This window comes from Streptomyces sp. NBC_01723 (assembly GCF_036246005.1).
Taxonomy (GTDB): domain Bacteria; phylum Actinomycetota; class Actinomycetes; order Streptomycetales; family Streptomycetaceae; genus Streptomyces.
The window spans coordinates 6429186-6448477 of the sequence record NZ_CP109171.1; the positions used below are offsets into that span (position 1 = coordinate 6429186).

A 19292-nucleotide genomic window follows, 5' to 3' on the forward strand; every position below is an offset into this window, starting at 1 on the left:
GTTCACAGGTCAATCAGATTTACCGCAGGGGACGAGAGCGGTACAGAACAGGTATGGAAGAGCAACGTGGGCCGTACAACCTTTTGCGGGGTACGCCGGTCACCCGGCGTACCCCGCGACTTCATCCCACGCTCACCGTCGGGTTCACGACAGCAGCTCCACCTCCGCCAGCGTGTGCTCGCCATCCAGGACCAGCCGGTACTTCGCGTACGTGCCCGGTGACTTCACCGAGAACGCCCGGGTCTGCCGGTCCCAGGCGAAGGACTCACCGGAGCGCTGGTCCAGCGTCCGCCAGGTCGTGCCGTCGGCCGAGCCCTGGAGCTTCCAGCCGGCCGGTGCCTTCGCGTGGTCCGCCGACGAAGTCAGCGTGTACTGGGCCGCCTTCACGCCCTTGGCGGAGACCGGCAGGTCCACCGACGTCACGCTCGCGTCCGTCGCCGAGGTGTTGTCGAACAGGGCTCCCTCACCGGTGACGGCGTCCGCGCGCGGGGCCGGCACCTCGTCGTCCTGGGTGACCGACGGCGGGGCCGCGTTCTTGCCCGTGCCCCACGAGGACGCCTTGGCGCCCATGTCGAACTCCAGGACCCCGCCCTTGGCGATCACCGAGTGGGGGAGTGAAGTGGAGTTCCAGCGCTTGCCGTTGACCTTCAGCCCCTGCACGTAGACGTTCTTCGTGCTGTTCTTCGGGGCCTTGACGACCAGCTTGCGGCCGTTCTCCAGGTGGACCGTCGCCTTGGTGAACTGCGGGGAGCCGATGGCGTATTCGCCACTGCCCATCACCAGCGGGTAGAAGCCGAGCGAGGAGAAGAGGAACCAGGCCGACTGCTCGCCGTTGTCCTCGTCACCGTGGTAGCCCTGGCCGATGTCACTGCCGGTGTACAGGCGCTGGAGCACCTCGCGGACGTTCTTCTGCGTCTTGTACGGCTGCCCGGCCGCGTCGTACATGTACAGGGCGTGGTGGGCGACCTGGTTGGAGTGCCCGTACATGCCCATCCGGACGTCCCGCGCCTCGGTCATCTCGTGGATGACACCGCCGTAGGAGCCCTTGAACTCCGGGGAGGCCGTCTCGGGGGTGGCGAGGTACTCGTCGAGCTTGTCGCCGAGACCCTTGCGGCCGCCGTAGAGGTTGGCGAGGCCGCGGCTGTCCTGCGGGGCGGTGAAGGCGTAGCCCCAGCCGTTGGTCTCCGTGTAGTCGTAGCCCCACACGCGCGGGTCGTACTTCTCGGAGTCGACGCGCCAGTCGCCCTTGGCGTCCTTGCCCTGGAAGAAGCCGGCCTTCGAGTCGAAGAGGTTCACGTAGTCCTGCGCGCGGTTGAGGAAGTACGCCGACTCCTCCTTGTACCGCTTCTCGCCGGTCTCCTTGTAGAGCTTCTCGCCCATCTTCGCGATGCCGTAGTCGTTGAGGTAGCCCTCCAGCGCCCACGACAGTCCCTCGTGCGTCTCGGAGCTGGTGTAGCCGAGGAAGGGCGAGGTCTCCATGCCCTTGCGGCCCACGCCCGAGGACGGGGGCACCACGGTGGCGTTCTTGACGGCCGCGTCGTAGGCCGCCTTCCCGTCGAAGTCGACACCCTTGACGTAGGCGTCCGCGAAGGCAACGTCGGACGAGGTGCCGGTCATCAGGTCCGCGTAGCCGGGCGAGGACCAGCGGGAGGTCCAGCCGCCGTCCTTGTAGTGCTGCACGAAGCCGTCGACCAGCTCACCCGCCTTGGACGGGGTCAGGAAGGAGTACGCGGGCCAGGTGGTCCGGTACGTGTCCCAGAAGCCGTTGTTGACGTAGACCTTGCCGTCGACGATCTTGGCGCCGGTCTCCGTCGGGGTGTCCTCCTTGACCGCCTTGGAGAAGGGGGAGGCGTACTTGTACGTGCCGTCGACCTTCTCGTGGCCGGCGTTCGGGTACAGGTACAGCCGGTAGAGGCTGGAGTACAGCGAGGTCAGCTGGTCCTGCGTGGCGCCCTCGACCTCGACCTTGCCGAGGACCTCGTCCCACTGCTTCTGGGCGTCGCGCTTGACCTTGTCGAAGGAGGCGCGCGCGGGGATCTCCTGGCGCAGGTTGTCCTTCGCCTGCTCGACACTGATCAGCGAGGTGGCGATGCGCAGCGTCACGGTGCGGTCCTTGCCCGCGTCGAAGCGCAGGTGGCCCTTGACGCCGCTGGAGTCGCCGCCGGTGACCTTGCTGTCGAACTCGCCGTGGACGAAGAGGCGGGTGGCACCGGTGGACAGCCCGGACTTGACGTCCGAGTAGCCGGAGAAGGTGCCGTTCTCCTTGTCCAGGGTGAGGCCGGCCTGGTCGGTGACGTTGTCGAAGATCACGCTCGCGTCGTCACCGGGGTAGGTGAAGCGCATCATCGCCGCGTGGTCGGTCGGCGTCACCTCGGCCTTGAGGCCGTTCTCGAACCGCACGCCGTAGTAGTACGGGCGGGCGGTCTCGTTCTCGTGCCGGAAGGCCAGCTCGCGGGCGTCGCGGCCGGTGTCCGGGGTGCCGGACGCGGCCGAGGGCATCACCTGGAAGGTCTGCCGGTCGCCCATCCACGGGCTCGGCTCGTGGCTCGCGCTGAACGCCTGGAGGGTGGGCAGGTTGTCCGCGTTGTTGCCGCGCGCGTACTCGTAGAGCCAGCTGAGCGATCCGGCGTTGGTCACCGGCGTCCAGAAGTTGAAGCCGTGCGGTACCGCGGTCGCCGGGAAGTTGTTGCCGCGCGAGAAGCTGCCGCTGGAGTTGGTGCCGCGGGTGGTGAGCGCGTGGTCGGAGAGGTGGGCCTTCGGGCGCTCGTACGCGGCCCGCTCGATCTTCACGTCGTCCAGCCAGCCGCGGAACTTCGCCGGGCCCTTGGGGGAGTCGTACGCCACCAGGATCCGGTCGACGGTCTTGCCGGCCGCGACCGAGCCGATGCCCGACTCGACGCTGTTCCACTGGTTGACGTAGAGGATCTTGGCGTCGCCCTGACCGCGCGGAGTCAGCGGGAACCCGTGCTGGTCGGTGGCCTTGAGGTCACTCAGGTGGGTGCCGTCGGTGAAGACGAGGTCGACGGAGACGTTCGTGGCGTCGTAGTCGAGGTCGCCGTCGGCCATGGAGGGGAAGATCTTGTACGACAGCTCGCTGCGGCGGTCGACCTTCACATTGACGTCGAAGACCTTGTTGTACGAGTAGCCCCGGCCGTCCGCGGTGTGGCGGCCCGCGTAGCGCAGGGCGTGCGTGCCGGTGAAGCCCGCGCCCGACTTCGCGGTCGGCGACCCGGTCGGGCCGCGGTCGACCAGGGAGAGCATGTCCTCGGGCACCGGGGTGTCGCCGGCGCCGGTGGACAGCTGGAAGTCGGCGAGCTGGAGGGCGTCGCCCGCGCCGTTGTTCTTGGTGATCTCCAGCCGGAAGTGCTGGTACTCGACGGCCTCGGCGAGGTCGTACGTCTTGGTCTGGAAGCGCTCGCCGAAGGACTCGCCGGAGCGGGTGTCCAGGGTCTGCCAGGTCTCGCCGTCCGCCGAGCCCTTCAGCGTCCAGTCCACCGGGTCGCGTTCGTCGTGGTCGTTGGCCGAGGTGAGGGCGTACTTGGCGATCTTCGTCGACTTGTCCAGGTCGAACTCGACCCAGCCCGTCTTCTCGAAGGTCAGCCACTTGGTGCCCGGCTCGCCGTCGACGAGGTTCTCCTTGACCTCCCCGCCGTTCGTGTTCTCGGCGCTGGCCCGCACGCCGGTCACGTGGTCGGTGACGTTGCCCGGTATGCCGGTGGTGTACCCGCCGTCCACACCGGAGGACCGCTTGCCGCCGTCCGCGCCGGTGTCCACGGTGTTGAGCCAGTCCGGAGCCGGGTCGTCCGCCTCGAACGAGGACGCGAACTCCCGGTCGGCTCCGGCCGGAGCCTGCGGCAGCGCGACCGCCGCCCCCTGTGAACCCACCGCCAAAGCGAAGGCGGTCGTCAGTACGACCGCCGGACCCCATCTGTGCCGAACTCTGTATTCCATGTCCTGGCCACCCTCCCTGCGCGTGGGACAACGTTGTCAATTCTGCTGCGCAAGGACCAGTAGGGGTCAAGTGGCATGTGATGTCAAGGGTGTTGGATGTGGCGTTCGGGGCTTATGCCAGGGATTCTTACGGCATGGCGCGCACAGGCCACTCATATTTCCGGGAGGTCTCAACTCGGAAAAGACGTACCGCCAACCTTGCTTTCGATCTTGATCCGCTGGCGGGAAGTGGACTATACCTGTCGCCCACCGGGGGATACGGGGGGAACCGTGAAGGGGAACCGCCCAAGCGCCCGAGCAGCACTTCTCAGCAGAGCAGTACCAGCGTTTCCCGCACGACCCAGCGTGACCCGATCGCGGTGCCGGGGAGGATCCGGTTCACCGCCTGAGTCCTGTTAGAAGGCGAGGACTTGAGCATGGGATCCACTTCCGCCGAGAACAACGGTACGGGCGTCGGCCGCCGCGATCTGATCAAGCGGTCCGCCGCGCTCGGCCTGATCTCCGTACCGACCATGAGCTTCCTCTCCGCCTGTGCGAGCGGCGGCGGGGACGACCAGGAGAAGGCCAAGGCGGGCGAGAAGTCCGCGAAGAACCCTCTCGCGGTCAACGACAGCGCCCAGATGGAATTCGTCCTCTTCGACGGCGGCTTCGGCAAGGAGTACGCCGAGGACGCCGTGAAGCTGTACGAGAAGGCCTTCCCGAAGGCCAAGGTGAAGTTCTCCGCCACCCAGAAGATCCAGTCGACCCTCCAGCCGCGCTTCAACGGCGGCAACCCGCCCGACCTCGTCGACAACTCCGGCGCCGAGCAGATGGACATGGGCGTCCTGGTCGGCAAGAAGCAGCTCGCCGACCTCACCCCGCTCCTCGACGCCCCGTCCTACGACGACCCGAACAAGAAGGTCCGCGACACGCTGCGCCCCGGCATCGTGGAGATGGGCCAGTTCGACGGCGAGCCGGTCTGGATCCTGTACTACGCGTACACGGTCTACGGGAACTGGTACTCGCAGAAGGCGCTCGACTCGCTGGACGCGGAGTACCCGAAGACCTGGGACGAGATGCTCGCGGTCTGCGAGAAGGCCAAGAAGAAGGGCATGGCGGGCTGGACGTACGCGGGCAAGTACCCGTACTACATCCCCTTCTCGATGTCCCCGATGATCGCCAAGGTCGGCGGTGTCGAGGTGCTGGACGCCATCGACAACCTGGAGCCGAACGCCTGGAAGCACCCGGCGGTCAAGACGGTCTTCGAGGCCTGGTACGAGCTGTACAAGAAGGGCTACATCCTCAAGGGCACCCCCGGCCTGGACCACATCCAGTCGCAGACCGCCTGGGCCAAGGGCAAGGCCCTGTTCATCCCCAACGGCTCCTGGGTGGAGAACGAGTCGGCCAAGGTCATCCCCGCCGACTTCGACCTCGCGGTGTCCGCCCCGCCCGGCATCGACGACAGCGACAAGATGCCCTTCGGCACGATGTGGGCCTCCGGCGGCGAGCCCTTCATCGTCCCGGCCAAGGCGGCCAACGGCGCCGGCGGCATGGAGCAGCTGCGCATCATGCTCAGCGAGGCCTCCTCGAAGAACTTCACCAGCAAGGTGAAGTCGCTCAGCGCCTACAACGGCGGCACCGACGGCATCGAGCTGACCCCGGGCCTGAAGTCCGGCGTAGCGGCGCTGGAGCTGGCCGGCAGCAACGTGGTGAACCCGCGGATGCAGGACTGGTACGTGCAGCTCCAGAAGGAGAAGATCGGCGTCGGCTGCCTGGGCGAGATGATGGCGGGCCGGATGACTCCGGCCGAGACCATCAAGAAGATCCAGGGCTTCGCCGACGACGCCGCCAAGGACTCGTCGATCAAGCACTACAAGCACCAGTGAGGAAGCGTCACCAGGGCCTGTCCGGCGCCGTCGCGCCGGACGGGCCCTGGCGGCGCCACCCGCGCTCAGATCGGGGTCGGTAGCAATGCAGCACGGCAAGTACCGGTTCATCGTGGGGTTCCTGGCGGTACCCCTGGGGCTGTACACGCTCTTCGTCGTCTGGCCGTTCATCCAGTCCATCTACTACTCGTTCACGGACTGGACCGGGCTGAGTCCCGAGTTCAAGATGGTCGGTTTCGACAACTACTCGCGGATGCTCGACGACGACATCTTCTGGAAGTCGTTGTGGCACAGCGTGTTGTTCGCCCTGCTGGTGCCGCTGGTGACGCTCGGCCTGGCGCTCTTCTTCTCCTTCATGATCAACGTGGGCGGGCGGAAGCGGAAGGGCGGCCCGGTGATCACCGGTGTCCGCGGTTCCGGCTTCTACAAGATCGTCTACTTCTTCCCGCAGGTGCTGTCCATCGCGATCGTCGCCCTGCTGTTCCAGTTCGCCTACAACCCGGACAGCGGCGCGGTCAACTCCCTGCTGCGCGGGATCGGCCTGGACTCCGTGCAGCCCCTGTGGCTCGGCGACCCGAACCTCGCGCTGTGGTGCGTGATGGCGGTGCTCGTCTGGTCCACCGTCGGCTTCTTCGTGGTCCTCTTCTCGGCGGGCATGGCCTCCATCCCGGCGGAGCTGTACGAGGCCGCGCTGCTGGACGGGGCGAACCGCTTCACGACCTTCTTCAAGGTCACCCTGCCGCTGCTGTGGGACACCGTGCAGTCCGGCTGGGTCTACATGGGCATCCTCGCGCTCGGCGCCGAGTCGTTCGCGGTCGTGCAGATCATGACGACCGGGCCCGGCGGACCCGACTACTCGACCACCGTGACGGTCCTGTACGTGTACCAGAAGGCGTTCCGGGACGGTCAGGCCGCCTACGCCACCACCATCGGCGTCGCCCTGCTCCTCGTCACGCTGGCCTTCGCGGCCCTCGTGATGAAGCTGGGCCGGCGCGAGCGGCTGGAGTACTGAGCAATGAAGACGACCGAGACCCCCGCCCCCGTGCCGGCCGAGTCCGGCGCGCCCGTCCTGAAGACCGAGGCCGCGCCCGGCGGACTCCGCAAGGGGAAGAAGGAGGGCACCGCCCTCAACGTCTTCTCCCACGGCGTCCTGGTCATCTGGGCGATCATGGTCGGCATGCCGCTGGTGTGGGCGGTGATGACGTCCTTCAAGGACGACGCCTCCATCTTCGGCTCGCCCTGGTCGCTGCCCACCAAGCTGAACTTCGACAACTGGTCGCGGGCCTGGTCCCAGGCGCACATGAGCGACTACTTCCTCAACACCGTCATGGTGGTGGGCGGTTCGCTCGTCGGCACCCTCGTGCTGGGCTCCATGGCGGCCTATGTGCTGGCCCGGTTCGACTTCCCGGGCAACCGGTTCATCTATTACTTGTTCATCGGCGGCATGAGCTTCCCGATCATGCTCGCGCTGGTCCCGCTGTTCTACGTCGTGGACAACATGGGCCTGCTGAACACCATCCACGGGCTGATCCTGGTCTACATCGCCTACTCGCTGCCCTTCACGGTGTTCTTCCTGACCGCCTTCTTCCGGACCCTGCCCAGCTCGGTGGCGGAGGCGGCGTTCGTGGACGGGGCCTCGCACACCAGGACGTTCTTCCAGGTCATGCTGCCGATGGCCAAGCCCGGCCTGATCAGCGTGGGGATCTTCAACTTCCTGGGCCAGTGGAACCAGTACATGCTGCCGACCGTGCTCAACACGGACCCGGACAAGCACGTCCTCACCCAGGGCCTGGTGCAGCTCGCGGTCAGCCAGGGGTACAAGGGCGACTGGTCGGGCCTGTTCGCGGGACTGGTGATGGCCATGCTGCCGGTGCTGGCGGCCTACATCATCTTCCAGCGCCAGGTGGTCCAGGGACTCACCGCGGGCGCCTTGAAATAGCGCCCCGGCGCTCGCCGGCGTGCTCGCGCGTGCCGCTCCCGAAGGCCGGGGGCGGCACGCGCGTGTGTGCGGCCACGCACCCGTGGGGGGCCCTGATGCGGTTCAACCTCTTGACGGGAGGCGACCCGAACGGCTCAGCTTAGAGTTCACTAGTTGGACATGGACGGGGCCTCATCGAAGCGGCCCCGCGCGCAGGAGGTCGTCGTGGAGACTCCGGGGTCGCAGTCGTCGCTGCACCGAGCCAACCTGGAACGGGTCGTACGAGCGGTACGGCTCGCCGGTTCGCTCACGCAGGCGGAGATCGCGAGGACGACGGGCCTGTCCGCGGCGACCGTCTCGAACATCGTCCGGGAGCTGAGGGAGGGCGGGACCGTCGAGGTCACGCCCACGTCGGCGGGCGGCAGGCGGGCCCGCAGCGTCTCGCTGAGCGGGGACGCCGGCATCGTCATCGGTGTGGACTTCGGCCACACCCACCTGCGCGTCGCGATCGGGAACCTGGCCCATCAGGTCCTCGCCGAGGAGGCCGAGCCACTGGACGTGGACGCCTCCTCGGACCAGGGCTTCGACCGGGCGGAACAGCTGGTCAGCCGGTTGGTCGCGGCCACCGGCGTCGACCGCTCCAAGATCGCCGGAGTGGGTCTCGGCGTGCCCGGCCCGATCGACGTGGAGTCCGGGACGCTGGGCTCGACCGCCATTCTGCCCGGCTGGGGCGGCACCCGGCCCGCCGAGGAGCTGCGGGGGCGGCTCGGCGTGCCGGTGCACGTGGACAACGACGCCAACCTCGGCGCCCTGGGGGAGCTGGTCTGGGGGAGTGGCCGGGGGGTGCGGGACCTGGCCTACATCAAGGTCGCCAGCGGTGTCGGCGCGGGCCTGGTCATCAACGGGAAGATCTACCGTGGACCGGGCGGCACAGCGGGAGAAATCGGGCATATCACCCTCGACGAGGCGGGCCCCGTCTGCCGTTGCGGAAACCGGGGTTGCCTGGAGACCTTCGCGGCAGCACGCTATGTGCTTCCGCTCCTCCAGCCCGGCCACGGCACCGATCTGACGATGGAGGGCGTCGTGCGGCTGGCACGGGACGGTGACCCGGGCTGCCGTCGGGTGATCGCCGACGTCGGCCGCCACATCGGCAGTGGAGTCGCCAACCTCTGCAACCTGCTCAATCCGAGCCGGGTCGTCCTCGGCGGCGATCTCGCCGAGGCGGGTGAGCTGGTGCTCGGCCCGATAAGGGAGTCCGTCGGGCGGTACGCCATCCCCAGCGCGGCGCGTCAACTCTCGGTGCTTCCCGGGGCACTTGGGGGCCGTGCGGAGGTGCTCGGGGCCCTCGCCCTCGCGCTCAGTGAAATGGGTGATTCGACCCTTTTGGACGGAAGTGCGACCGGCGCTCTGCCGACGGCCACGCCTGCCTTCACTTAGAGCACGGATGGCACCGTTGTCATCTCGTTAAGGATTTACTTCTTGACGTCGTACGCGCGGCCGAGTTGACTTCCAGCCACCTCGGCCGCAACGACGCGGCCTCGTCAGGGAGGTTTGTGAAGTGAACACGCGTATGCGTCGTGCCGCCTTTGCCGTCGCCGCCGGCGCCATGGTCGTCTCGCTTGCTGCCTGTGGCAGCGCCGCGGAGTCCGACAACAACGACTCGTCCGACTCGGCCGCGAAGAAGGGCGACGACATCAAGGTCGGTCTCCTGCTTCCGGAGAACCAGACCGCTCGCTACGAGAAGTTCGACAAGCCCATGATCGAGAAGAAGGTCAAGGAGCTCACGAACAACAAGGGCGAGGTCGTCTACGCCAACGCCAAGCAGGACGCCAGCCTGCAGAACCAGCAGGTCGACACGATGGTGACCAACAAGGTCGACGTGCTGATCCTGGACGCGGTGGACTACAAGGCCATCGCCGGCTCGGTGAAGAAGGCCAAGGACGCCGGCATCAAGGTCGTCGCCTTCGACCGCCTGGCCGAGGGCCCGATCGACGCCTACACCTCGTTCGACAACGTCACCGTCGGCAAGACGCAGGGCGAGGCGCTGCTGAAGGCGCTGGGCGACAAGGCCAAGGACAGCCAGGTCGTCATGATGAACGGCTCGTCCACCGACCCGAACGCCGCCCAGTTCAAGGAGGGCGCCCACGCCGCCCTCGACGGCAAGGTGAAGGTCGGTCGCGAGTACGACACCAAGGAGTGGAAGCCGGAGAACGCCAACGCCAACATGGAGGGCGCCATCTCCGCCCTCGGCAAGGACAAGATCGCCGGCGTCTACTCCGCCAACGACGGCATGGCGGGCGGCATCATCACCGCCCTGAAGGCCGCCGGCATCGCCGACATCCCGGTCACCGGCCAGGACGCCGAACTCGCGGGTGTGCAGCGCATCGTCACCGGTGAGCAGTACATGAGCGTCTTCAAGTCCTACCCGAAGGAGGCCGAGGTCGCGGCCGAGATGGCCGTGAAGCTGGCCAAGGGCGAGTCGCTCGACTCCATCGCCAACGACAAGGTCGACAGCGAGTCCGCCAAGGACGTCCCCGCGGTCATCGTCCCGGTCGTCTCGCTGACCAAGGACAACATCAAGGACACCGTCATCAAGGACGGCTTCTACACGATCGACGAGATCTGCGCGGGCAAGTACAAGGCCGCCTGCGACAAGATCGGTCTGAAGTAAGCGGAACCCGCGTCCCGAGCTGACTGAGCCGCCCGGGACCGTCCGCCTCAGCTCCTCCGGCGCCCCGCACTCATCAGCCCCGCAAGCTACGCGGGGCGCCGGACGGACCCTCCCCCCAACCTTTCTGCACAACCTCCCGCCGGGTCAGGCGGCGAAGGAGATGGTTCACGTGTCCGCTACGCCCGTGCTGGCGTTGCGCGGGGTCTCCAAGCGATTCGGTGCCGTCCAGGCGCTCACCGACGTAGAGCTTGAGGTCCACGCCGGTGAGGTGGTCGCCCTGGTGGGCGACAACGGCGCCGGAAAGTCCACGCTGGTCAAGACGATCGCCGGCGTGCACCCCATCGATGAGGGCGCCATCGAGTGGGACGGCAGGTCCGTCTCGATCAACAGGCCGCACGACGCCCAGAACCTCGGCATCGCGACCGTCTACCAGGACCTCGCGCTGTGCGACAACATCGACGTCGTCGGCAACCTCTACCTGGGCCGGGAGCTGCGCAAGCGCGGCGTCCTGGACGAGGTGGAGATGGAGCGCCGCTCCCGCGAGCTGCTGGACACGCTGTCCATCCGCATCCCCAGCGTGCGCATCCCGATCGCCTCGCTCTCCGGCGGTCAGCGCCAGGTCGTGGCGATCGCCCGCTCCATGCTCGGCGAGCCGAAGCTGGTCATCCTGGACGAGCCCACCGCCGCCCTCGGCGTCGAGCAGACCGCCCAGGTCCTCGACCTCGTCGAGCGGCTGCGCGAGCGCGGCCACGCGGTCATCCTCATCAGCCACAACATGGCCGACGTCAAGGCGGTCGCCGACAAGGTCGCCGTCCTGCGCCTCGGGCGCAACAACGGCATCTTCGAGGTCAAGTCGACCTCCCAGGAAGAGATCATCTCCGCCATCACGGGCGCCACGGAGAACGCCGTGACCCGTCGTGCGGCGCGCACCAATGGGGAGATCAAGAAGTGAGCATCGACAAGACCTCCACGGCCGCCGAGGAGAGCTCGGTGGAGAACACCGACGCGGCCCCCGCCGCGGTCGCCGCGGTCGACCCCCGGCTGCTGGTGCGCGAGCAGGGCTTCGCCGGCTACCTCGGCGAGTTCAAGCGGAAGATGAAGGCCGGTGACCTCGGGTCCATCCCGGTCGTCGTGGGCCTGCTGGTCATCTGGGCCATCTTCACCAGCCTGAACTCCAACTTCCTCACCGCCGGCAACTTCTCCGACATGTCGGTCGCCATGGTCGGCACCGGCATGATCGCCGTCGGTATCGTCTTCGTCCTGCTGCTCGGCGAGATCGACCTGTCGGTCGGCTCGGTCAGCGGTGTCGCGGGCGCCACCTTCGCGGTGCTCAGCGTCACGCACGGGATGAACGAGATACTCGCCCTGGTGCTGGCGATCCTCACCGGAACCGCGGCCGGCGCCATCCACGGCTTCGTCTTCGCCCGCATCGGCGTCCCGGCCTTCGCCGTCACCCTGGCCGGCCTGCTGTTCTGGCAGGGCTTCATGCTGCAGATCCTCGGCAGCAACGGCACGATCAACCTCGACTCCGAGGGCGTGGTCGTCAAGCTGACCAGCTACTACTTCAGCGACGTGGCCGCCGCCTACGGTCTGGCGATCGTCGTCACCGCCGGGTACTTCCTCAGCGCGTTCTTCGACAACCGCCGCCGGGACGCCGCCGGTGTGCCGTCCCGTCCGCTGAACGAGATCATCGTGCGCACGGTGCTTCTCGCCGTGCTGGCCTTCGCCGTGGCGATCGTCTTCAACCAGTACAAGGGCCTGCCGCTGGCCGTCGTGATCTTCCTGGGCTTCCTGCTGCTCACGGACTTCGTCCTGCGCCGCACCGCCTACGGCCGGAAGATCTTCGCGCTCGGCGGCAGCGTCGAGGCGTCCCGCCGGGCCGGCATCAACGTCGAGCTGATCCGGATCTCGGTCTTCGCGATCGCGGGCACCTTCGCCGCGATCGGCGGCCTCTTCGTGGCCTCGAAGATCGCCTCCGCCAACCAGGGCGCGGGCACCGGTGAGTTCCTGATGAACGTCATCGCCGCGGCCGTCATCGGCGGCACGTCCCTCTTCGGCGGCCGCGGCCGCACCTGGGACGCGCTGCTCGGTGTGATGGTCATCGTCTCCATTCAGTACGGCCTCGCCCTGGAGGGCATCGCCTCGCCGGTCCAGTACATGATCACCGGTGGCGTGCTGCTGGCGACCGTCGTCATCGACGCGGTCACCCGCAAGACCCAGAAGACGGCCGGCCGCGCGTAGCGGCGCCACACAGGCCCCTGGCGCGGCCAGTACGGCCGACGACCGCCCGCCCGCCCGGCTGAGCCCCGGGAGGGCGGGCGGACCGTTGTGCCGTGGCGTTCGGGGGACGGTGCGCGTCGGCCGCCGCCGGCGGGGCAGTCGTAGAACGGTCCGCCGCTGGGTAAGGCCGAACGCGTGACGTACGACGCACCGCCCGGACACGTTCCGCCACGGCGGAACATTAGACTCGGGCAGGCCCGGCAACAGCTCTACTGCAAGGAGGCACGGGTGCCGCTGCTGACCCGCATCACGGGACCGCGCGATCTGGACCGGCTCAGCCTGGAAGAGCTGGGCGGCCTGGCAGAGGAGATCCGCACCTTCCTGGTCGACGCCGTGTCCAAGACCGGCGGCCACCTCGGCCCCAACCTCGGCGTGGTGGAACTCACCCTCGCCCTGCACCGCGTCTTCGACTCCCCGAAGGACAAGGTGCTCTGGGACACGGGCCACCAGTCCTACGTGCACAAGCTGCTCACCGGCCGCCAGGACTTCTCCAGGCTGAAGATGAAGGGCGGCCTGTCCGGCTACCCCGCGCAGGCCGAGTCCGAGCACGACGTCATCGAGAACAGCCACGCCTCCACGGTCCTCGGCTGGGCCGACGGCATCGCCAAGGCCAACCAGGTCCTCGACCGCGACGACCACGTGGTCGCCGTCATCGGCGACGGCGCGCTCACCGGCGGCATGGCCTGGGAGGCGCTGAACAACATCGCCGCCGCCAAGGACCGCCCCCTCGTCATCGTCGTCAACGACAACGAGCGCTCCTACGCGCCCACCATCGGCGGCCTCGCCAACCACCTGGCGACCCTGCGCACCACCGACGGCTACGAGCGCTTCCTGGCCCGCACCAAGGAGGTCCTGGAGCGCACCCCGGTCGTCGGCCGCCCGCTCTACGACACCCTGCACGGCGCCAAGAAGGGCCTGAAGGACTTCATCGCCCCGCAGGGCATGTTCGAGGATCTCGGCCTGAAGTACGTCGGCCCGATCGACGGCCACGACCTGGAGGCCCTGGAGTCCGCGCTCACGCGCGCCAAGCGCTTCGGCGGTCCGGTCATCGTGCACTGCCTCACCGAGAAGGGCCGCGGCTACCAGCCCGCCCTCCAGGACGAGGCCGACCGCTTCCACGCCGTCGGCAAGATCCACCCCGACACCGGCCTGCCCATCTCCACCTCCGGCGCCGACTGGACCAGCGTCTTCGGTGAAGAGATGGTGAAGATCGGCGAGGAGCGGGAGGACGTCGTCGCCATCACGGCCGCCATGCTCCAGCCGGTCGGCCTCGACAAGTTCGCCAAGTCCTTCCCGGACCGCGTCTACGACGTCGGCATCGCCGAGCAGCACGGCGCGGTCTCCGCGGCCGGCCTCGCCCACGGCGGGGTGCACCCGGTCTTCGCCGTGTACGCCACCTTCCTCAACCGCGCCTTCGACCAGGTGCTGATGGACGTGGCCCTGCACAAGTGCGGCGTCACCTTCGTGCTGGACCGCGCCGGTGTCACCGGCACCGACGGCGCCTCCCACAACGGCATGTGGGACATGTCGATCCTCCAGGTCGTCCCCGGCCTGCGGCTGGCCGCCCCGCGCGATGCCGACCAGGTCCGCGCCCAGCTGCGCGAGGCCGTCGAGGTCGACGACGCGCCGACCGTGGTCCGTTTCTCCAAGGGCGCCGTCGGCCCCGCCGTACCCGCCGTCGGCCGCGTCGGCGGCATGGACGTGCTGCGCGCCCCGGGCACCGACACCCCGGACGTCCTGCTGGTCTCCGTCGGCGCGCTCGCGCCGATGTGCCTGGAGGTGGCGGACCTGCTGGACAAGCAGGGCATCTCCACCACCGTGGTCGACCCGCGCTGGGTCAAGCCCGTCGACGAGGCCATGGCCCCGCTCGCCGAGCGCCACCGCGTGGTCGTCACCGTCGAGGACAACTCGCGCGTCGGCGGTGTCGGCTCCGCCGTCGCCCAGGCGCTGCGCGACGCGGGCGTGGACGTGCCGCTGCGCGACTTCGGCATCCCGCCGCGCTTCCTCGACCACGCCTCCCGCGCCGAGGTACTGGCCGAGATCGGGCTCACCGCGCCCGACATCGCCCGCCAGGTCACCGGCCTGGTCGCCCGGCTCGACGGCCGGTACGACCGCGCGGGCGCCGGGGCGGACGCCGTGGAGGCGGCCCGCGACTGACGGGACGCCAGTGCTGTTGCGCCGATGGGCCGGTATCTCCACTCGTTGCGGTGGTGAAACCGGCCCATCCGCGTGAATCGGCTCACGCCAGGGCATACGCAGTACGCCCCCCTCTCGATCATGTCGGGGACGACAAGCGTCGGAGGTACGCGTGAGCAACAGCAGTCTTTTCAGGACCAAGAAGATCGAGCAGTCGATCCGGGACACGGAGGAACCGGAGCACGCGCTCAAGAAATCCCTGTCCGCGCTGGACCTGACCGTCTTCGGCGTCGGTGTCATCATCGGCACCGGCATCTTCGTACTCACCGGCACGGTCGCCAAGAACAACGCCGGGCCCTCCGTGGCCCTGGCCTTCGTGGTCGCCGGTGTGGTGTGCGGGCTCGCCGCACTCTGCTATGCCGAGTTCGCCTCCACCGTCCCGGTGGCGGGTTCCGCCTACACCTTCTCCTACGCCTCGCTCGGCGAACTGCCGGCCTGGATCATCGGCTGGGACCTGGTCCTGGAGTTCGCGCTGGGCACGGCGGTGGTGGCCGTCGGCTGGTCGGGGTACATCCGTTCGTTCTTCGACAACGCCGGCGTGACGTTCCCCGAGACCCTGGGCGGCCGGGACGGGGCCGACGGATTCGGCTTCGACATCCTCGCCGCCGCCCTGGTGCTGGTGCTCACCGGCATCCTCGTCCTCGGCATGAAGCTCTCGGCGCGGATCACCTCGCTCGTCGTCGCCATCAAGGTGACCGTCGTCCTCATCGTGATCATCGCGGGTGCCTTCTTCATCAAGGGTTCCAACTACGACCCCTTCGTCCCGAAGTCGCAGCCGGTGGATGCCGGAGCGGGGCTCGACTCGCCACTGATCCAGCTGATGTTCGGCTGGGCGCCGGCGAACTTCGGCGTCATGGGCATCTTCACCGCGGCCTCGGTCGTCTTCTTCGCCTTCATCGGCTTCGACATCGTCGCCACGGCCGCCGAGGAGACCCGCAACCCGCAGCGCGACATGCCCCGCGGCATCCTCGGCTCGCTGTTCATCTGCACCGCCCTCTACGTCGCCGTCTCGATCGTCGTCACCGGCATGCAGCACTACAGCGAACTGTCCGTCGACGCCCCGCTCGCCGACGCCTTCAAGTCCACCGGGCACCCGTTCTTCGCCGGCGTGATCAGCTTCGGCGCCGCCGTCGGCCTGACCACGGTGTGCATGATCCTGCTGCTCGGCCAGACCCGGGTGTTCTTCGCGATGAGCCGCGACGGCCTGCTGCCCCGCTTCTTCTCCCGCGTCCACCCGAAGTTCCGGACCCCGTACCGGCCGACCATCCTGCTCGGCGTGATCATCGCCATCGTGGCCGGCTTCACCAGCCTGAGCGAGCTGGCCGAGCTGGTGAACATCGGCACGCTGTTCGCGTTCGTCATCGTGGCGATCAGCGTGATCATCCTGCGCCGCACCCGCCCGGACCTGCCGCGCGCCTTCCGCACCCCGCTGGTGCCGGTGCTGCCGATCGTGTCGGTGGCCGCCTCGCTCTGGCTGATGCTGAACCTGCCGGCCGAGACCTGGGTCCGGTTCGGCATCTGGATGGTCATCGGCGTCGTCGTGTACTTCCTCTACAGCCGCAACCACAGCCGCCTGGCCCGCGGCGAGGAGACCCCGGCGCCCCCGGCCGGCCAGTAGCCGGACGAAGGCGGCGTCCGGTCCCGGATGAGTTGCTCCGGAACCGGGCGCTCGCCGTCACCGGGGCCGTACGGTCCGAGGCCCCGCCACCTCCGCGCCCAGTTCCGCCACCCGGCGGCGCAGCTCGCGGTCGGCCGTCACCACCAGGACGGGGCGGTGGCCGGCGGCCCGTTCGACCAGGGCGACCATGTGGTCGTCCCCGCTGCCGGGCGCCGACTCGACCCTCACGCCCTCGACGGATTCCACCCCGCGGGCCGCGCCCTCCACCACCAGCACGATCTCCACCGGCCCGGTGTGCCCCGGCACTCCGTCCGCCGCCAGGCGGTCCCGCAGGCGCTCCGCGGCCCCGCGCCGGTCGCGCCACCAGCCGTCGGGCACCGAGCCGACCACGTTTGCGGCGTCGACGATCACGAACAGGGGTGCGTTGTCGTCGTCCATGCGGCCAGGGTCGCACGCGGTCGCCGCCCCTGAACGGCACCCGATCGACACGGAGCCGGTCCCCCCGCTTAGAGTGATGCGGTGAATGGCGACTGGCTTCTCCTCGGCCGCGACGGCCGCCTCAGCGTGTACCTCCCGACCGACGACGCCGCCCTCTGGCGTGCCGAACGCGTGCCCGCGGGCGCCTGGGAGGCCCCGCGACGCCTCGGCGGCGACCAGGCCCTGCGCCCCGGCCTCGCGGTCGGCAGGGGCCCCGACGGCTACGCCCACCTGGTCGCCTGGCGGCCGACCGGCGCCGACCGGTCCGGACTCGTGCACACCACGCACTTCCGGCCGCTGCTCGCCCCCCTGGACTGGGAGCCGGCCGGCCACCCCAACAAGCAGGGCGACCGCACCGGAACGCCGGCCGTCGCGGTCGACGCCCAGGGGCGCGCCCACGTCTTCGTCCGCAACGGGGGCGGCGGCCTGAGCATGGTGGCCCAGAAGGAGAAGGGCGGCTGGGACCCCTGGCGCGACCTGAAGGGCCGCGGCGTCCAGGAGGCACCCACGGCGGCGACGGCCGAGACCGGTCTGGTCGAGGTGTACGCGCCCGTCCCGGACGGCATCCTGCACTGGCGTCAGGACAAGGCGGGTGCGCGGCCGGTGCTGGGGGAGCGCCTCGACGCGGCGGTCCGCCCGGGCACCCTGCGCGCGCTCGCGACCTCCGCCGGGCACACCACCGTCCTGTACACCGACGACGGCACCGGTGAGCTGTGCGCCTGGCGCCCCGGCGGCAAGCCCACGCCGCTGGTGGCCGCCGCGGGACCCGGCCCCGTGTCCGCCGTCCGCTGTGTCATAGACGGTCACGACTGCACGGTGGTCGCCCAGCGCTCGGCGGGCAGCGGCCGGGTCGCCTTCGCCGCGTACCCCTCGGAACTGGAGGAGATGGGCGCGGCCTGGACCGAGTCGGGCCCCACGCTGCCGGCCGACGCGACGGTCTCCCTGGCGCTGGACGCCGACGGCCGCCTGGTGGCCGCGGCCCTCTCCCCGTCCACCGGGCAGCTCCACCTCACCCGGCGGAAGGACGAGGCGGGGCTGGCGCTGGGGGCGTGGCAGGCCGTCTGACGCCGCCCGGCGGCCCGGTGACGGACGCATGGGGAACTGGTGAACGAACGGCATATGATGTTCCGCGTTCGACGGTCCCTGTCCGTGACACGGCGGGCTTCAGGAAGGTGCAGCAGGCCATGCGGAGAAAGTCGGCGGCCCCGGTCGGCACCGCCAGCCGGGTCGGGCCCGGCACCGCGGAGCGCGGGCACGACGGCGCGGCCGGACCGCCGCACGGCGACTGGCTCACCCTCGGCAGGGACGGCCGCCTCAGCCTCTACCTGCCCGCCGATGGCGGCCTGGTGCGCTGGACGGAGACGGCCGTGGGCGGCCCCGACTGGAGCGGACCGCACTTCGTGCCCGTCGCGGGGCTGACCGACCTGACGGTGGTGCAGGGGGCGGACACCTACGTCCACTTCCTGGGCCGCCGGGAGCGCGAGCGGTCCGACGGCGCGCCGGGCGTGGACGTCGTGCACGCCATCCAGTACCAGACCGGACTGGCCTTCACCGAGTGGCGCTCGCTGGGCAGCCCGCACCGCGACGGCGCCGAGGGCCGGGGACTCGGGGTGCCCGTGGGGGCGGTCGCGTCCGACGGCACGGTGCACGTCTTCGTACGCAACGCGAACGGCGGCCTGTCACTGCGCCGCGAGGCGCCGAACGGCAAGTGGCGCGCCTGGGAGGACCTGCGCGGCAACGGAATCGACGGACCGCCCGCGCCGGTCGCGCTGTCCGGCGGCCGGCTGGAGGTCTGCGCCGTCTCCGCGTCGGGCGTCCTGCTGTGGCGCCAGAACGAACCGGGCGGCGACTTCGCCGGCCCCCAGGGCCTCGCCCTGCGCCCGGTGCCGGGCACGGTCACCGCGGTGGAGACCGGGCCGGACCGATCCACGTACTTCTGGTCCGACGCCGATAGCGGCGGCGCGGCCGCGTGGCGGGAGGGCGACTGGCCCGCCGTACTGGGCGGATCGCCGGCCGAACGGCCGTACGCCTCCCTGCGCACGGCCGTGGACGGCTACGACTGCGTCGTCCTCGCCCACCGGACCCGGGACGGCTCCGCGCTGTTCGGCATGGGCGCCACGGAGAACGAGACCGGCGGGTTCTGGTGGTACGCCCTGGCCGAGTCGTGCCAGGGCGCACCGGCCCTGGCACGCGACGGACACGGGCGCGTGGTGATGGCGCTGCTCGGGGCGGACGGCACCCCGAAGGTGGCCCGCCAGGACGACGGCACCGGCCTCACCCTCACCCGCTGGCGAACCCTCGGGTCCTGAGCGGCCG

Annotated in this window: 13 protein-coding genes; 11 read left to right on the forward strand and 2 right to left on the reverse strand. The window is 69.4% G+C overall.

Annotated elements, in window-relative coordinates:
- Positions 1-144 precede the first annotated feature (144 nt).
- Positions 145-3951 (reverse strand): GH92 family glycosyl hydrolase, encoded by a 3807-nt coding sequence (locus tag OIE75_RS30270; protein WP_329472833.1) that lies wholly within the window; start codon positions 3949-3951, stop codon positions 145-147.
- Between the two features lie 416 nt (positions 3952-4367).
- Between OIE75_RS30270 and ngcE the strand changes: the two genes are divergently transcribed.
- From ngcE to OIE75_RS30315, 9 genes are all read left to right on the forward strand, one after another.
- Positions 4368-5816 carry an N-acetylglucosamine/diacetylchitobiose ABC transporter substrate-binding protein gene (ngcE, locus tag OIE75_RS30275; protein WP_307015638.1) on the forward strand — a complete coding sequence of 483 codons (1449 nt, stop codon included), beginning with the start codon at positions 4368-4370 and terminating at the stop codon, positions 5814-5816.
- A gap of 85 nt (positions 5817-5901) precedes the next feature.
- The gene (locus OIE75_RS30280) at positions 5902-6828 is read left to right on the forward strand and encodes a carbohydrate ABC transporter permease (protein ID WP_064730309.1); all 927 of its coding nucleotides are present in this window, start codon (positions 5902-5904) and stop codon (positions 6826-6828) included.
- 3 nt (positions 6829-6831) lie between these two features.
- Positions 6832-7755: a carbohydrate ABC transporter permease gene (locus OIE75_RS30285; protein ID WP_064730310.1), complete on the forward strand. Its 924-nt coding sequence runs from the start codon at positions 6832-6834 to the stop codon at positions 7753-7755.
- Between the two features lie 204 nt (positions 7756-7959).
- Positions 7960-9171 (forward strand): ROK family transcriptional regulator, encoded by a 1212-nt coding sequence (locus OIE75_RS30290; RefSeq protein ID WP_307018180.1) that lies wholly within the window; start codon positions 7960-7962, stop codon positions 9169-9171.
- Between the two features lie 133 nt (positions 9172-9304).
- On the forward strand, positions 9305-10405 hold the full coding sequence (locus tag OIE75_RS30295; RefSeq protein ID WP_307018182.1) for an ABC transporter substrate-binding protein: 1101 nt from the start codon (positions 9305-9307) through the stop codon (positions 10403-10405).
- Positions 10406-10565: 160 nt separating this feature from the next.
- Entirely contained in the window at positions 10566-11357 is a 792-nt protein-coding gene (locus OIE75_RS30300; RefSeq protein WP_064730313.1) for an ATP-binding cassette domain-containing protein, read from the forward strand.
- On the forward strand, positions 11354-12646 hold the full coding sequence (locus OIE75_RS30305) for a sugar ABC transporter permease (RefSeq protein WP_307015639.1): 1293 nt from the start codon (positions 11354-11356) through the stop codon (positions 12644-12646). The genes OIE75_RS30300 and OIE75_RS30305 overlap by 4 nt, the downstream gene beginning before the upstream one ends.
- 267 nt (positions 12647-12913) lie before the next feature.
- Complete coding sequence (gene dxs, locus OIE75_RS30310; RefSeq protein WP_307015640.1) at positions 12914-14842, forward strand: 1-deoxy-D-xylulose-5-phosphate synthase; 1929 nt, start codon at positions 12914-12916, stop codon at positions 14840-14842.
- A 151-nt stretch (positions 14843-14993) separates the two neighbouring features.
- Entirely contained in the window at positions 14994-16499 is a 1506-nt protein-coding gene (locus tag OIE75_RS30315) for an amino acid permease (RefSeq protein WP_307015641.1), read from the forward strand.
- A 57-nt stretch (positions 16500-16556) separates the two neighbouring features.
- Here OIE75_RS30315 and OIE75_RS30320 read toward each other — a convergent pair whose 3' ends face one another.
- Entirely contained in the window at positions 16557-16937 is a 381-nt protein-coding gene (locus OIE75_RS30320; RefSeq protein WP_329472834.1) for an NTP pyrophosphohydrolase, read from the reverse strand.
- A gap of 81 nt (positions 16938-17018) precedes the next feature.
- Here OIE75_RS30320 and OIE75_RS30325 point away from each other — a divergent pair, with 81 nt between their 5' ends.
- Positions 17019-18041: a hypothetical protein gene (locus OIE75_RS30325; RefSeq protein ID WP_329472835.1), complete on the forward strand. Its 1023-nt coding sequence runs from the start codon at positions 17019-17021 to the stop codon at positions 18039-18041.
- Positions 18042-18160: 119 nt separating this feature from the next.
- Complete coding sequence (locus OIE75_RS30330; protein ID WP_329472836.1) at positions 18161-19285, forward strand: hypothetical protein; 1125 nt, start codon at positions 18161-18163, stop codon at positions 19283-19285.
- Positions 19286-19292: the final 7 nt, after the last annotated feature.